Source organism: Actinomycetospora sp. NBRC 106378 (genome assembly GCF_030269685.1).
Classification (GTDB): Bacteria; Actinomycetota; Actinomycetes; order Mycobacteriales; family Pseudonocardiaceae; genus Actinomycetospora.
This window is the reverse complement of the sequence record NZ_BSTT01000007.1, coordinates 41,565-54,697: the sequence shown is the minus strand read 5'-3', so window position 1 is coordinate 54,697 and position 13,133 is coordinate 41,565. Positions and strand designations below refer to the sequence as shown.

Below are 13,133 nucleotides of genomic sequence, written 5' to 3'. Positions count from 1 at the left end.
ATTGGGGGTCACCCGCACGGCGTGACGGGCGCCGATCGGGGAGGGTGCGTGCCGTGCGCCTGGCGACGTTCAACCTGCTGCACGGCCGCTCCCCGGCCGACGGCGTCGTCGACCCCGACCGGCTGGTCGCGGCCGTCGCGTCGCTCGACGCCGACGTGCTCGCCCTCCAGGAGGTCGACCGGGGGCAGGACCGCAGCGGCCGGGTCGACCAGACGGCGGTGGCGGCGCACGCCCTCGGCGCCGTCGACGCCCGCTTCGTGCCTGCCCTCGTCGGGACGCCGGGGGAGCGGTGGCGGGCCGCGGAGGTGGGCGACGCCGACGCCGAGCCGACCTACGGGGTCGGCCTCGCCAGCCGGCTCCCCGTCGCGCGCTGGCGGCGCATTCCGCTCGGGACCTCGCCCGCGCGGTTGCCGCTGCTGATCGACGCCCGCCGCCCGGCCCTGGTGCGCGACGAGCCGCGGGTCGCGGTGGCCGCCGAACTCGCGGGCGACGGGCCGGTGGGCACCGTGGTCGCGACGCACCTGTCGTTCGCGCCCGGCGTGAACGTGGTGCAGCTCCTGCGCCTCGTCCGGGCCCTGCGCGACGCCCGCCCACCGGTGGTGCTGCTCGGTGACCTGAACCTGCCCGGTCCGGTCCCGCGCGCCGTGCTGGCGGACTGGCGCTCGCTCGTGCGGGAGCCGACGTTCCCCACCGAGGACCCGCGCATCCAGCTCGACCACGTGCTGGTGCGGCCCGCGACGGCCCTCGACGTCGTCACGGCCGTGGCCGTGCCGACCACCGTGTCCGACCACCGCGCGCTCGTGGTGGAGGTCAGGGAACCACGGTGACCGGCCACTTCCCGGCCTTGATCAGCCGCCCGGCGAGCGACCCGACCAACCGGTGACCGGCCTTCATCGAGGCGCCCACCACGACGGCGTCGGCCCGCAGGTCGTCCGCGGTGCGCACGATCTCGAGGTACGGGTCGCCGTGCACGGTGATCAGGCGCGCCTCCATCTCCAGCAGGCGCAGGTACTCCTTGGCCTGCTCGTGGAGGTCGGCCGCGAGCTCGTGGGCCGACTGCGCGAGCACCGTGGCGGCGTCCGCGGACAGGCTGGAGAGCGCGGGCGTCGTCGTCACGGTGACGACGACGAGCTCGCTGCGCTGGCGCCGCGCGAGGCCCACGGCGTACGCGCCCGCCCGGAGCGAGGTGGTCGAGCCGTCGACCGCGGCGAGGATCAGGGAGGGACCGTCGGTGCCGAGTTCGAACTGGCTCACGGTCCCATCCTGCTCCCCGTGATCGGCTAGTGCTCCGGTTCGTGCCCCACCGCGGTCGCACCCGTCGTCGTGACCTCGCCGGTCCAGCCGCAGCCCGCGCACCAGCAGTAGAACCGGCGCGCGTCGCCCTCCCAGAACTCGCTGGCGAGATCGAGCGCCGCCGCGCACGCGGGGCAGTACCGCGGCTGGTCCCGGCGGTGCGCGTCCGCGTCCGCGGTGAACCGCCGGTCGCCGATCACCTCTCCGAGTCCACCTGGGCGGTGGTGCCCGGCTCGAGGGTGGCGCTGCCGATGCCGCCCTCCGGGGTGAACGACGGTCGGCCCGCCGCCTTGTCCTTCACCACGCGGTCGGCGGCCGACAGGTGCACCTTGCGGATCGTGTCGAGCATCGGGGAGAACCGCGTCGAGCCCATGTCGCAGAAGTCGAGCGCGAACTGCGCCCCGCCCGCGTGGAACTTGTCCTTCTCGCACGGCAGGTCGATCCGCTCGTGCGGCTCCCGGACGGTGCCCAGCGGGTCCTCGCCGTTCTCGACGGCGACCATCTGCTGGCGGAACATCTTGCGCAGCATCGCGACCCCGATGTCGGAGCGGCCGAGGTGCTCCGTGGTGCGGTCCGTGATCGGACCCTGCGTGCACCAGGCCATGATGTCCTGGCCCTCGACGTAGTTGACGACGTGCCGTCCGCGGTCGTCGAACACCGGGATCTCGTAGTCGGGGATCGCCGGCTGCTCGAGCGGCTCGTAGCCCTCGGGGGCGTGGACGGTGTAGAGCATGAACCGGGTGGTGGTCCGGTTGATCGGGACCCGGATCTGCATCTGGTGGATGCCGCCGCCCCCGACCCGCATATTGTACGGGAAGACCAGCGGGTGGCCGACCTTCCAGTCGTCGTTCTCCTCGGAGGCGCCCGCCAGGATGCGGCGCTTGATGATGCCGTACTCGAACGCGTCGAAGCCGATCCGCTGGTGCTGCTTGCCGAACGACGCCGGGGCCGTGAAGCCCTCGTGCGCGCCGATGAACTCGAAGTACCGCCCGTGCAGGTACTCGACGTGGTGCGGGTCGACCGCGTTCTCCATGATCTGCACGTAGTTGCACGGCAGGTCGGCCCAGCCGATGTCGCGGAACCCGTCCATCACGTACACGTCGAACCGGGGGAGCAGGGGCGCCGGGTCCGGGCCGACGTAGGCCCACACCAGGCCCCCGAGCTCCTCGACCTTCCCCGCCGTCGCGCGGACCCGGTTCTGGAAGTTCGTGTTGTCCTTCTCGGCGGGCTGGTCGGTGCACGCGCCGTCGGTGTCGAACCGCCAGCCGTGGTACGGGCAGCGCAGCCCGTCCTCCTCGACGACCCCGTAGGCCATCGACGCCTTCCGGTGCGGACACGGCTCGGGGATGATCCCGTACCGCCCCGACGGCGAGCGCCACAGGGCGAAGAACTCGCCCAGCAGTTCGACCCGCTTGACGGGGAACTCGGCGAGCTCCCGCGCGAAGGCCACGGGGTACCAGTAGCGCCGGAGCACCTCGCCCATGCGGGTCCCGGCCTCGACGGCGGTGAGTTCGTCGTTCTGCTCGGCGGTCAGCACGGCTGCCCTCCCGGGAAGTGGTGGTCCCGGTCACGGTACGAACGACGGGCCCGGCGGCGGAAGCGTCGTGTGCCGCAGTGCGGGACGACGGCGCACCGGGTGCTCCGGGCGCGAGACTCACACCGTGCAGGTCGGCGGGCCGTCGGACCTGCCTGGCGTCACCCTCGCGGCGGGGAGCGGCCCGTCAGTGCTCGCCGTGGTTGAGGCGGGTCAGCATCCGGTTGTAGGCGGCGAGCGCCTCGTCGTCGTCGTCGAGGTCGGCGTCCGGGTCCCCGTCGGAGCCCGCCCCGGTCTGCTCCCGGAACGCGTCGCGGCGCGCCGACTCCAGCCAGGGCCCGAAATCGATCTTCGCGGAGGCGTCGGTGACCCACAGCCGCCCGAGCAGCACCATGATCACCATCATCAGCCCGTCACCGACCACCCACATCAGGGCGCCGCCGAGGTGGACGCCCTCGAGGTCGTAGGCCGGGAACATCGTCGCCGGCGCCTGCATGAGCACGACGCCCACGAGCGTGTCGACCCCCATCGCCAGCGCCATGAGCACGTAGCGCACGAAGTAGGCCGGCCGGTTCGGCATCAGGTCCACGCCGATCGCGACGTGGAAGAAGAGGATGCCCGCCACCAGGTACAGGGCCTGCTCGGAGTGGTGCAGGGCCATCGACCCCGCCATCGCCTCCATGAACGACGTCAGGTGGGTCAGCACGATCACCAGCGCGTAGAACACCAGCGCGGTGCCGGGGAAGAAGAGGGCCCGCGAGGCCCGCGAGTGCAGCGCCGTGTCGAACCGGGCGCCCGCCCGCTCCGGCAGCGCCGAGCGCAGCAGCTCCAGCGGGTGCGCCGCCACCCAGAACGCCGGCACCACCATGATCAGCGCCAGGTGCATGACCATGTGCACGGCGAAGGCCTCGTGCCCGAACACGGCGATGCCGGAGTTCCAGGTCACGACGGCGCTCGCGAGCGCGGCGAGGAAGGAGGCCGTCCGCCACCGGGGCCACCCGCCGTGGCGACGGGCGGCGACCAGGTAGAGCGCCGCCAGCGCCAGCAGCACCACGTTCACACCCCACGCGGGGGACCAGGTGGTGAGGACGTCCGCCCACGCCGGACCCGGGGTCGGTCCCATCGGCATCTGCACGGAGTCCATGGTGCGCCTGCCCGACGACGGGAGCAGGATGCGGCCCCGTGCGTGGGTACGGGTTCGTCGCGGTCGGTGGTCCGGAACAGCAGGCGTGGGTGGAGGTCGACGAACCGAAGCCGGGCGCGGGGGAGCTGCTCGTCGCGGTGCGGGCCGCCGGGGTGAACCCGGGGGACTGGAAGGTCCGCGACGGGTCCTACGGCATCAGCGGGCCCGCCGTCCTCGGCCGGGAGGTCGCGGGGGTGGTGCTCGAGGTGGGCCCGGACGCCGGCGGCTTCGCCGTGGGCGACGAGGTGTTCGGCGGGTGCCCGGACATGCAGGGCGGCTGGGCGCCGCGGGCGCGGGTGACCGCCGGGTTCGCGGCGCACCGTCCGTCGGCCGTCAGCGCCGTGGACGCGGCCGCCCTCCCGGTCGCCGCCGGGACCGCGTGGGACGCGCTCGAGCAGCTCGGCCTGCCGTCGGGCGCCACCCTGCTCGTCAACGGGGGCGGCGGCGGCGTGGGCATCCCGATGATCCAGCTCGCTGCGGCCCGCGGGCTGCGGGTGGTGACGACGGCGAGCCCGGGCAAGCACGACCTGCTCCGCGGCTTCGGCGCCACCCCCGTGGCGTACGGCGAGGGCGTGGTCGACCGGCTGCGCGAGGTCGCCCCCGACGGCGTCGACGGGGTGTTCGACCTCGTCGGCGGCGACGCCCTGCGCACCGTCGCCCCGCTGCTGACCGACCCGTCGAAGCTGATCTCGGTCGCCGACTACGGGCTGTCCACCGAGCTCGGCGGGCAGCAGATCGTCCGCGACCGCAGCACCGCCGTGCTGGAGCGGCTGGTCGGACTGGTCGCCGACGGCACCCTCGACCCGCACGTCACCGACGTCCGTCCCCTCGAGGAGGTCGAGGCCGCCCTCGCACTCGTCGAGGGCGGCCACGCGACCGGCAAGGTGATCGTCACCGTCGGCTGACGGCGCCGCCGGTGCGCGCCGTGACCCGGGGCGCGCACCAGCGGGACAGCTACGTCGGCAGGGCCGAGAGCGACTGCCACTCCTGCCAGGACAGCGACCAGTCGTAGATGTCGGTCCGCGGCATCGGCACCGGGCTGCCGGTGACCTCCACCGGGTCGCCGAACAGCGCGGTGTTGAAGTAGTTCTCCGCGTCCTGCGTGGACAGGTTCACGCACCCGTGGGTCACGTTCTCGTTCCCCTGGGCCCCTTCGGAGAGCGGGTTCGCGTGGATGAACTCGCCGTTGTTCGAGATCCGGACCGCCCAGTGCTCCGGCACGTTGTTGTAGCCGTAGGCCGGGTTCGACATGAGCACCGTCTGCTGCTTGCTCATGACCACGTGGATCCCGTTGGTGGTGTTGCGGTTCGGGTCGGAGCCCAGCCCGTAGCTCGCCGGCACCGTCATCACGGTCTGCCCGTCGCGCACCACGACCATCTCGAACGAGTTCACGTCCGCCTTGACGATCTGCGAGCGGCCGATCGTGAAGTGCGAGGTGACGGTCGCCGTGCCCCAGGTGCCGCCGCCCACGTCCACCCCGAGGAGATCGGCCGCGACGTCGACCTGCGTGCCCGGCTTCCAGTACTCCTTCGGCCGCCAGTGCGCCCGCGAGCCCTGTTCGGTGTCGGGCAGCCACGCCCAGGACCCCTCGGTGGGCACCGAGGTGCGCACCGTCAGCGCCCGCTGGGCCGCCGCCTTGTCCGCGACGTCACCGTCGAACTGCACGATGATCGGTGCACCGACGCCCACCGTCGCGTCGTCCGCGATGTTGATGTTCGCCGCGATCTTGCGCTGCGGCGTCACCGTGGTGAACGACCCGGTGACCGGCGTCGGGTTCCCCGCCGCGTCGACGGCGAGGCCCTTCCACGTGTAGGTGGTCCCGTAGGCCAGCGTCCCGGTCGAGGTCCACCCGTCGGGCGTCGGCCGACCGGCGACGCCCTTGCCGTCGGAGCCCAACAGCGCGACGTCGGTCAGCCGTCCCTGCGCGACCGTCACGACGGCGGGCGCGGCCGGCGCCACGTCCGTCGCCCCGTTCGCCGGGTTCAGCGTGACCTGGGCCTGCGGCGCGGCCGGCGCCTCCGGCGCCTCCGCCGCGCTCGTCCCGCCCGACGCCCCGGACGTCGCACCCGACGCCCGTTCCACCGTGCCCCACACCGTGATCGCGGCCAGCGCCACCGCGAACGCCACCATCAGCCCGAGCACCGCGCGCCCGAGTGCCATGCGACAACCCCCAGCCGTTCCCCGCGTGCCCCCGCCGGCACGCCGTAGAGACGGACGCCCACGAGGGCATCCGGTTCCACCATCGTGCACCGGGGGTCCGACAGTCGCCGGATGCCACCCCGCACGAGCCCGTCCCGGTGGACCGCACGCGCACGGACGGGCCGCCCCGCGCAGGGGCGGCCCACCCGCGACCGGCGTCTAGCGTCCCGGGATCGGCCTGCCGGAGAAGAGGTACTTCTGGGCGAGGGCGACCGGGTCGTACGCGGGAGCGGCCGGGGTCTCCGGCTCCACGGTGGTGACCGGGCGGGTCTGCACGATGCACACCGGGTCACCGGCCCGGCGGTGCCGGCTGACGACCCACTCGACGTCGACCGGGTGCCCGTAGTGGTCCTCGATGGCGGTGACCGCCGCGGCGATCGCGCCGATCTGCTCGTCGTCGAGGACGCGGCGGTCGGCGAGCTTCGCCGGCATCTCGATCTCGGTCACGGCCCCGACGGCGAAGTCGAAGGCGGAGACCACCTTCTTGTGGGCGACGTCGTAGCGCAGGACCCGCCCGTCGGCCTTGCCGATCTCGACGTGGTCCGGGTCGACCAGACCCTGCACGATCGCCTCGCCCCAGCCCCAGCTGGTCTCGACGACGATGCGGTCGCGCTTGCCGGTCACGGGGTGCACCGAGAACGCCACCCCGGACGCGCGGGCGTGGATGAGCTCGATGACGCCGACCGCGATCGGCATCTCGTGGTGGCTGATGCCCCGGCGCAGCCGGTAGGACAGGGCCCGCGCGGTGAACAGCGAGCCCCAGCAGCGACGCACCGAGTCGACCACCCGCTCGATGCCCGAGACGCCGAGGTAGGTGTCGAAGATGCCCGCGAACGAGGCGTCGGCCGCGTCCTCACCGGTGGCCGAGGAGCGGACGGCCACCGGGACGTTGACGTCGACGCACCGCAGGCAGAGTTCCTCGTAGGCCTCGGTGAGCCGGGCGGTGAGCGCCTCGGACACCGGCGTCTCCACGAAGAGCTCGCGGATGGCCGCGGACGCGGCCTCCACCGGTCCGTCGTCGGGATCGGGTCCGAGCCCCGCCAGCACCGTGTCGATCCGGGCGTCGAGCCCGGACTCGGCGCAGTGCCGCCGGTAGGCCTCGACGGTGACCGCGAAGCCCTGGGGCACCTGCACCCCCGAGGCCAGCAGCTCGGCGAGCCGTCCCATCTTCGCGCCGCCGCACGCGACCGCCCGGGCCGGATCCACTTCGTCCAGCCACGCGATCGACTCGCAGCTGTGCCGTTCGGTGTCCACCGCCGTCACCTCCGCCATCCCCGACACCACCGTCATGCGGTGACCTCCTCGGCGGCCGGCGCCGCCACGTCCGCGGCGCGGGTCAGCACCGTGACGGTGCCGGCGGTGCCGTCCACCTCGACCTCGTCACCGTCGTTGATCGACAGCGTCGCCACGCCGGTCGCGGTGACCGTGGGGACGCCGTACTCCCGGCCCACGATGGCGGCGTGGGAGAGCATCCCGCCCCCGTCGCAGACCGCCCCGGCGATCTTGCCGAACGCCGGGGTCCAGTTCGGGGAGGTCGACTCGCACACCAGGATCGAGCCGGGCTCGAGGCGGTGGAGCTCGTCGGAGGACTGCAGCACCCGGGCGATGCCGCGCGCGACGCCCTTGGCCGCGGCCACCCCGGAGATCGTCGTCTGCTGCGCGGCGTCGGGGTTCTGCACGGCCCGGATCGACTGCGGGTTCAGCCCGAAGATCTCGATGAGGATCGGGTCCTCGACCGCCTCGGGGATCGTGCCGAGCACCTTCGGCATCTCGCCTCGTCGGCCGTGCCACTCGTCGAAGTACTGGCGGCGGGACTCGACGAGCGAGCGGAGCCCGGCGTCGTAGGGCTTCTCGCCGGTGGCGACGTCCATGAGCTCGGGCCAGAAGAGGTAGAGCATGTCGTCCTGGCGGTCGGCCTTCACCCGCTGCGCGAGCTCCTGGCAGCCCCACCGCAGCGGCAGCATGACCTTGAGGTCGATGTAGTAGTTGTGGTCGTCCTGCCACCAGGGGAAGTTGGCCTCCTGGTTGGACGCCAGCCCGGCGTCGAAGACCGCCTGCTCCTCACGGGTCAAGCCGGCCCGGGCGTTCTCGATCGCCTCCTCGCGCTCGGCGAGCGCGTTGCGGGCGGCCGCCTCGAAGTCGTGGGCGTCGCGGCGCTGCAGGAACGTCTTCACGAGGTCCAGCGGGATCGTGTTGTCCTCGATCCAGCTCGGCACGCCGACGTCGCAGGTGGCCTCGGCGCGCCAGCCGTAGGTCTGCAGGAACGCGTCGAACTCGGTGAGCCAGACCGAGGCCGCGCCGCCGTGCCGCCCGAGCGCCGCGCGGAGCTGCGAGCCCGAGTGCGCCTCGAACACCGGCTCCAGGCCTGCCGCCCGGGCCTTCATCGCGAGGCCGTAGAGCAGGCGGTCGGTCTCCATGATCTTGGTGTCCTCGCCCTGGAGGAACTTGCCGATCTCGTTCGGGTCGATCCCCATGTCCGCGCAGGCCCCGTAGAAGCCCAGGAAGTTCGCGAGCATCGGGTACATGACGCCGAAGTGGATCTCCATCGACCGCTTGTGGTAGCGGCGACCCTGGGTCAGCAGGTCCGGGAGCTGGTCGCCGCGGGCCGAGGAGAAGTCGACGCCCCGGAAGTACGACCAGGCGTTCTCCAGCTCGTCGCGCCCGCTCTCCCAGATGTGGCGGTAGTTCTGCAGGAAGTGCGGGAGGTTGGTGGCGATGCGGCCGGCCCGGGCCTCGATCTCGCGGGGGTCGGTCTCGGGGAGGGCGCTGCCGTAGAGGTGGGTGCCGGCGAAGCGGGCGCTGACCCCGCGGCCCGGCGGCAGCGGCAGGGACTCGGCGGCGTGCTGGGTGCCCCAGCAGTAGCCGTCGCCGCTCCACAGCGTCGCGCCGAGCGGGGTGAGCCCGCGCGACCAGTGGAAGTCGAGGAACCAGAACTGGTTCTCGTCACCGGGCTTGAAGGGGCCTGCGGGGTCGACGATCCACGGCATGTCGAAGAACTCCGGCTTGTACCCCGGGTACCACTCGCCCGTGCTGTAGGCGTCCACCGGAACGACGTTGGCCATCGAACCCTCCTCGGCGATGAGATCGAGCCGACCGTGATCCAACCGTAGGAGTGACGCAAGCAACACGTTCGCCGGGCCGGAACGTTGCGAGGGCGCGAACACGACGTGTCACCGAGCGCGGCGCAGCCCCTACCGTGCGTCCGATGAGGGCACTGCTGCTCGACATCGGAGGGGTCCTGCTCACCTCGGGCCACGAGCGCATGGCGACGCTGGCGGCACCGCCGGAGTTCACCGAGGTGCGCGGCGTGCTCGGCCCGCGGCCCGACCCGGCGTGGGACGACGTGCTCGCCGGACGTGGGCGGGAACGCGCCTACTGGGCCGACCGCGCCGCCGAGTACGGGGCACTGACCGGGGGCGGCGGCACCGTCCCCGAGCTGATGGAGGCGCTCTACGACGACGACGGGCCCTTCCGGCCCGAGGTCGTCGCGCTGATGGACGACGCCCACCGGGACGGCCTCGCGGTGGCCGCGCTGACCAACGACCTGGCCGCCTTCCACGGGGACGCCGACCTCACCCGTCACCCGGTCCTCGGCCGGTTCGACGCGATCGTCGACGGCTCCGTGACGGGTGTCCTCAAGCCCGACCCGCGGGCCTACGCCCACGCCCTGGAGGTCCTCGGGGCGGCACCCGACGAGGTCGTCTTCGTCGACGACATCCCCGGCAACTGCGACGGCGCCCGCGCGGCGGGCATCGTCACCGTCGAGGTCGACCTGCGCGACCCGGCCGCCGCGTGGGACCGGGCCCGCGACCTCCTCGCGCTGCGGGCCGCGGCATGAGCCCGGACGACGGGTCCGCCACCGCCGTCGTCGTCGGCGCCTCGGGGGCGCTCGGTTCGGCGATCGCGGAGCGGCTCGTCGGGGCCGGGCTCGCCGTGGTGGCCGTCGCGCGGAAGCCTCCCGAGCCGACGTCGGGCCTGCACCCGTGCGCGGCCGACATCGGGGAGGACGGGGCGGTCACGGCGATCCGCGAGGCGGTCGACACCCTCGACCGACCGGTGCGGATGGTGGTGCAGGCCGCCGGGCTCCCCGCGGCCGGGCCGCTGCCGACCATCGACCCGACGGCGCTCGGCACGGCGGTCGGGCTCAAGGTCGGCGGCATGCTCCGGCTCGTGCGGGCGGTGTCGCACCGGCTGGCGCCGGGGTCGCGGCTCGTCGCCCTCGGCGGGCACTACGGCAGCGAGCCCTCGCCGCACACGTGCGCGGCGGGGGTCACGAACGCGGCGCTGGCGAACCTGGTGCGCCAGCTCGCCGATCACCACGGGCCCGACGGCGTCACCGCCCACCTCGTCGCCCCCGGGCCGGCCGACACCGACCGGCTGCGGCGGCTCTCGCAGGCGCGGGCCGACGAGCGCGGCGTGGACGTGGGGGTGATCCTCGACGAGCGGCGGGCCGAGTCGCCGCTGTCGGCGCTGGTCACCCCCGCGCAGGTGGCGTGGGCGGTCGCGACGCTGCTCGACCCCGAGGCCGACGCCCTGACCGGGTCGACGCTGGCGCTCGACGTCGGCGCGCGACGGGGTCTGTTCTAGGCGTCCGGGACGGGGGCACCGGCGGGGACGCCGGCCGCCCGGTAGTCGTCGTAGTGCCGGCGCCAGGTCGGGGTCGGGCCGCCCGGCGCGTCCGGGGTGCGTCCGGCCGTCGCCTCGTCCAGCGCCGCCAGGCACACCTCCCAGCCGGCGGCGGAGCGGGCGGCGGTGTCCCGGTCGGCGAGCACCGTGGTGAACGTCAGCCGGCTCCCGGCCTTCAGCGGGGAGAGCTCGAAGCGGAGCTCGTCGCCGGCCCACGTGAGGGTCAGGCGCGACGGCGGGTCGCACGCCAGCACCGTCCCGGTCCCGCCGTCGCCCTCCTCGGTGAACGTGAAGGTGACCGCCCCGCCGGGCTCGGGCGACCCGGCGTCGGGAAAGGAGACCCGGGCGGGGAACCAGGCGGTGAGCTCGGTCGGGTCGCTGACCGCGTCCCAGAGCCGTTCGACGGTGTCCGGGTACTCGCGGACGAACCGGAGCGCGGGGCGGCCGTCGATCTCGAGGTAGGTGCCCGTGGTCATCGGTCCTCCAGGTGGGCGTCGAGGCGGTCGAGGGCGTCCGACCAGAGCGCGCGGTAGGGCGCGAGCCAGGCCTCGAGCTCCGCGATCGGGCGCGGGTCGAGGGAGTAGACGCGGCGCTGCGCGTCGACCGACGCCCGCACCAGACCCTCGCGGCGCAACGTCGCGAGGTGCTTGGACGCCGTGGGCTGGGCGAGGTCGAGGCGCGAGACGACCTCGCCGACCGCGTGCGGGCGCTCCCGCAGCAGGTCGAGGATGGCGCGCCGGGTCGGGTCGGCGAGCGCGGTCCAGGTGCTCACGACCACGAGTATGCCGATAGTGGAATATGCCGGTCAAGGCATGCAGTCACGAACGGCGCAACCTCGGAACCCGGGCGGCGCGGTCGGCGTCTCTGGATCGAGACAGCACGCCGCGGGTGGGTCGGGCCCGCGGGGTGCACCGGCGGACCGGCACGGCGGGGGAATCGCGGGTGGCGGTCACGGATCCGGACCGGGGTACGGCGGGCGACCGGGCGGCGGCGTGGATGACGCGGCGGCTGAGCTCGATGGTCACGGTGTACGCGACGGTGGCGCTGTCGGCGCTGTGGATGGTGCTCGGCGCGCGGGGGGTCGTCGGCTTCGACCCCTACCCGTACCCGGTGCTGCTGTTCGTCGGCAACGTGGTGCAGCTGCTGCTGATCTTCGTGATCCTCGTGGGACAGCGGACGCTCTCGGCGGCGGGGGAGCGGCGCTCGCAGCAGACCTACGACGACGCCCAGGCGATCCTGCGCGAGTGCCACCGCCTGCAGGCGCACATCGACGAGCAGGCGCGGATCCTCAACCGCGCGGCCGCGCCGTCCGCGCGGCTCGACCCCTGCGACACCGCGCCGATCATGATCGCTCCGCCCGCGACGGTGGAGCCCGCCGCCTCCAGCCCGAACCGCCGGATCGCCGCGTGGCTGGTGCAGCAGCTCGGCTCGACCGCCGCCGTGGTGTGGACCGCGGTGATCGTGGCCGGGTGGATGGTCCTCGCCCTGGCCGGCGTGGTCCCCGACCCCTACCCGTTCCCGTTCCTGCTGTTCTGCTCGTCGCTCGCGCAGCTCGTCTTCATGTTCCTGATCATGGTCGGGCAGGACGTGCTCGGGGAGGCGTCGGACCGCCGCGTGATCCAGACCGCGAACCACACCGCGGTGGTGCTGCAGCAGTGCCGCCACCTGCGGCAGCATCTCGTCGCGCAGGACGAGCTGATCCTGTCGCTGGTCGGTTCGCTTCCCGACGACGGGCCGCGGGCGCCGGCGCCGCGCGCGGCGGACGACTCCGCCCCGACCCGGAGGTGACCGCGAGGGTCACGTGAGGCAGGTCCCCGGCCCGCCGGACCTGCCCGGTGTGCACCTCGCGGGGAGAGCCCCGGCCCCTACAGCCGTGAGGACCGCGCCACGATCTCGTCCCGACGGCGGCTCGCCGCGGGGACGCCGCCGATGGCCCAGTCGTCGGGCGGGACCTGGACGACCCGGCCGCGCACGCGGGACCGGGTGACCCCGAGGACGTCGCAGAGCACGTCGGTGAGCTCGCCGAGCAGCCGGTGCCGTTGCTCGACCGGCCGCCCCTCGAGCACGGCGGCGGCGAAGTAGGGCGCGGGGTCGCCGTCGACGGCGGCGGTCCGGCCGCCCGTCATCCAGTGCTGCGGCGCGTGCATCGTCACGAAGGCGCGGACCCGGTCGATCGGGGACTCCAGCACCGCGGCGTAGCGCTCGCTGACCCGCCGGAGGAGATCCTCGATCCGGCGGTCGTCGTGATCTCCCTCGACCAGGTGGATCTCCACGACCGGCATGGCGTGAACGTACCTC

15 protein-coding genes are annotated in these 13,133 nt (G+C 73.7%); 5 read left to right on the top strand and 10 right to left on the bottom strand.

Features of this window, described 5'->3' with window-relative positions; translation table 11 throughout:
* Positions 1 to 53 precede the first annotated feature (53 nt).
* Entirely contained in the window at positions 54 to 827 is a 774-nt protein-coding gene (locus tag QSK00_RS16960; RefSeq protein ID WP_285592318.1) for an endonuclease/exonuclease/phosphatase family protein, read from the top strand.
* Here the strand turns inward: QSK00_RS16960 and QSK00_RS16955 are convergent.
* The 4 genes from QSK00_RS16955 to QSK00_RS16940 form a co-directional block, all read right to left on the bottom strand.
* A complete protein-coding gene (locus QSK00_RS16955) occupies positions 811 to 1,254 on the bottom strand; it encodes a universal stress protein (RefSeq protein ID WP_285592317.1) in 444 nt (147 codons plus the stop codon). The genes QSK00_RS16960 and QSK00_RS16955 overlap by 17 nt on opposite strands.
* 26 nt (positions 1,255 to 1,280) lie before the next feature.
* Positions 1,281 to 1,493: a hypothetical protein gene (locus QSK00_RS16950; protein ID WP_285592316.1), complete on the bottom strand. Its 213-nt coding sequence runs from the start codon at positions 1,491 to 1,493 to the stop codon at positions 1,281 to 1,283.
* The gene (locus tag QSK00_RS16945) at positions 1,490 to 2,830 is read right to left on the bottom strand and encodes a Rieske 2Fe-2S domain-containing protein (protein WP_285592315.1); all 1,341 of its coding nucleotides are present in this window, start codon (positions 2,828 to 2,830) and stop codon (positions 1,490 to 1,492) included. The genes QSK00_RS16950 and QSK00_RS16945 overlap by 4 nt, the downstream gene beginning before the upstream one ends.
* Positions 2,831 to 3,014: 184 nt before the next feature.
* Positions 3,015 to 3,956, bottom strand: a complete 942-nt coding sequence (locus QSK00_RS16940; protein WP_285592546.1) for a cytochrome c oxidase assembly protein — start codon at positions 3,954 to 3,956, stop codon at positions 3,015 to 3,017.
* Between the two features lie 53 nt (positions 3,957 to 4,009).
* Between QSK00_RS16940 and QSK00_RS16935 the strand changes: the two genes are divergently transcribed.
* On the top strand, positions 4,010 to 4,915 hold the full coding sequence (locus QSK00_RS16935) for an NADP-dependent oxidoreductase (protein ID WP_285592314.1): 906 nt from the start codon (positions 4,010 to 4,012) through the stop codon (positions 4,913 to 4,915).
* 49 nt (positions 4,916 to 4,964) lie between these two features.
* On the opposite strand, the gene QSK00_RS16930 is transcribed toward QSK00_RS16935, so the two are convergent.
* The 3 genes from QSK00_RS16930 to QSK00_RS16920 all read right to left on the bottom strand — a co-directional run bounded on the left by QSK00_RS16930 (position 4,965) and on the right by QSK00_RS16920 (position 9,271).
* Positions 4,965 to 6,170, bottom strand: coding sequence for a L,D-transpeptidase (locus tag QSK00_RS16930; RefSeq protein ID WP_285592313.1), 1,206 nt, complete (start codon positions 6,168 to 6,170; stop codon positions 4,965 to 4,967).
* A 198-nt stretch (positions 6,171 to 6,368) separates the two neighbouring features.
* The gene (locus tag QSK00_RS16925; protein ID WP_285592312.1) at positions 6,369 to 7,499 is read right to left on the bottom strand and encodes a PEP/pyruvate-binding domain-containing protein; all 1,131 of its coding nucleotides are present in this window, start codon (positions 7,497 to 7,499) and stop codon (positions 6,369 to 6,371) included.
* Positions 7,496 to 9,271 (bottom strand): PEP-utilizing enzyme, encoded by a 1,776-nt coding sequence (locus tag QSK00_RS16920; protein WP_285592311.1) that lies wholly within the window; start codon positions 9,269 to 9,271, stop codon positions 7,496 to 7,498. Before QSK00_RS16920 ends, QSK00_RS16925 begins: the two co-directional genes overlap by 4 nt.
* Positions 9,272 to 9,414: 143 nt before the next feature.
* Here QSK00_RS16920 and QSK00_RS16915 point away from each other — a divergent pair, with 143 nt between their 5' ends.
* Together QSK00_RS16915 and QSK00_RS16910 are read left to right on the top strand one after the other, a co-directional pair.
* The gene (locus tag QSK00_RS16915; protein ID WP_285592309.1) at positions 9,415 to 10,047 is read left to right on the top strand and encodes an HAD family hydrolase; all 633 of its coding nucleotides are present in this window, start codon (positions 9,415 to 9,417) and stop codon (positions 10,045 to 10,047) included.
* On the top strand, positions 10,044 to 10,796 hold the full coding sequence (locus QSK00_RS16910; RefSeq protein WP_285592308.1) for an SDR family oxidoreductase: 753 nt from the start codon (positions 10,044 to 10,046) through the stop codon (positions 10,794 to 10,796). Before QSK00_RS16915 ends, QSK00_RS16910 begins: the two co-directional genes overlap by 4 nt.
* Here the strand turns inward: QSK00_RS16910 and QSK00_RS16905 are convergent.
* Together QSK00_RS16905 and QSK00_RS16900 are read right to left on the bottom strand one after the other, a co-directional pair.
* Positions 10,793 to 11,311 (bottom strand): SRPBCC family protein, encoded by a 519-nt coding sequence (locus tag QSK00_RS16905; protein WP_285592307.1) that lies wholly within the window; start codon positions 11,309 to 11,311, stop codon positions 10,793 to 10,795. The two genes, QSK00_RS16910 and QSK00_RS16905, sit on opposite strands and share 4 nt — an antisense overlap.
* Positions 11,308 to 11,607 (bottom strand): ArsR/SmtB family transcription factor, encoded by a 300-nt coding sequence (locus QSK00_RS16900; RefSeq protein ID WP_285592306.1) that lies wholly within the window; start codon positions 11,605 to 11,607, stop codon positions 11,308 to 11,310. The genes QSK00_RS16905 and QSK00_RS16900 overlap by 4 nt, the downstream gene beginning before the upstream one ends.
* A gap of 170 nt (positions 11,608 to 11,777) precedes the next feature.
* On the opposite strand from QSK00_RS16900, the gene QSK00_RS16895 reads away from it, so the two are divergent.
* Positions 11,778 to 12,623, top strand: coding sequence for a DUF1003 domain-containing protein (locus QSK00_RS16895; protein WP_285592305.1), 846 nt, complete (start codon positions 11,778 to 11,780; stop codon positions 12,621 to 12,623).
* Positions 12,624 to 12,700: 77 nt separating this feature from the next.
* Here the strand turns inward: QSK00_RS16895 and QSK00_RS16890 are convergent, their stop codons facing one another.
* Positions 12,701 to 13,117, bottom strand: a complete 417-nt coding sequence (locus QSK00_RS16890; protein WP_285592304.1) for a tautomerase family protein — start codon at positions 13,115 to 13,117, stop codon at positions 12,701 to 12,703.
* Between the last annotated feature and the right edge of the window lie 16 nt (positions 13,118 to 13,133).

What these genes read in the sequence shown, in the direction of transcription:
- QSK00_RS16940 (WP_285592546.1), bottom strand. Translation starts at nt 3,956, where the DNA reads ATGCCGATGGGACCGACCCCGGGTCCGGCGTGGGCGGACGTCCTCACC.
- QSK00_RS16930 (WP_285592313.1), bottom strand. Translation starts at nt 6,170, where the DNA reads ATGGCACTCGGGCGCGCGGTGCTCGGGCTGATGGTGGCGTTCGCGGTG.
- QSK00_RS16925 (WP_285592312.1), bottom strand. Translation starts at nt 7,499, where the DNA reads ATGACGGTGGTGTCGGGGATGGCGGAGGTGACGGCGGTGGACACCGAA.
- QSK00_RS16920 (WP_285592311.1), bottom strand. Translation starts at nt 9,271, where the DNA reads ATGGCCAACGTCGTTCCGGTGGACGCCTACAGCACGGGCGAGTGGTAC.
- QSK00_RS16915 (WP_285592309.1), top strand. Translation starts at nt 9,415, where the DNA reads ATGAGGGCACTGCTGCTCGACATCGGAGGGGTCCTGCTCACCTCGGGC.
- QSK00_RS16910 (WP_285592308.1), top strand. Translation starts at nt 10,044, where the DNA reads ATGAGCCCGGACGACGGGTCCGCCACCGCCGTCGTCGTCGGCGCCTCG.
- QSK00_RS16905 (WP_285592307.1), bottom strand. Translation starts at nt 11,311, where the DNA reads ATGACCACGGGCACCTACCTCGAGATCGACGGCCGCCCCGCGCTCCGG.
- QSK00_RS16890 (WP_285592304.1), bottom strand. Translation starts at nt 13,117, where the DNA reads ATGCCGGTCGTGGAGATCCACCTGGTCGAGGGAGATCACGACGACCGC.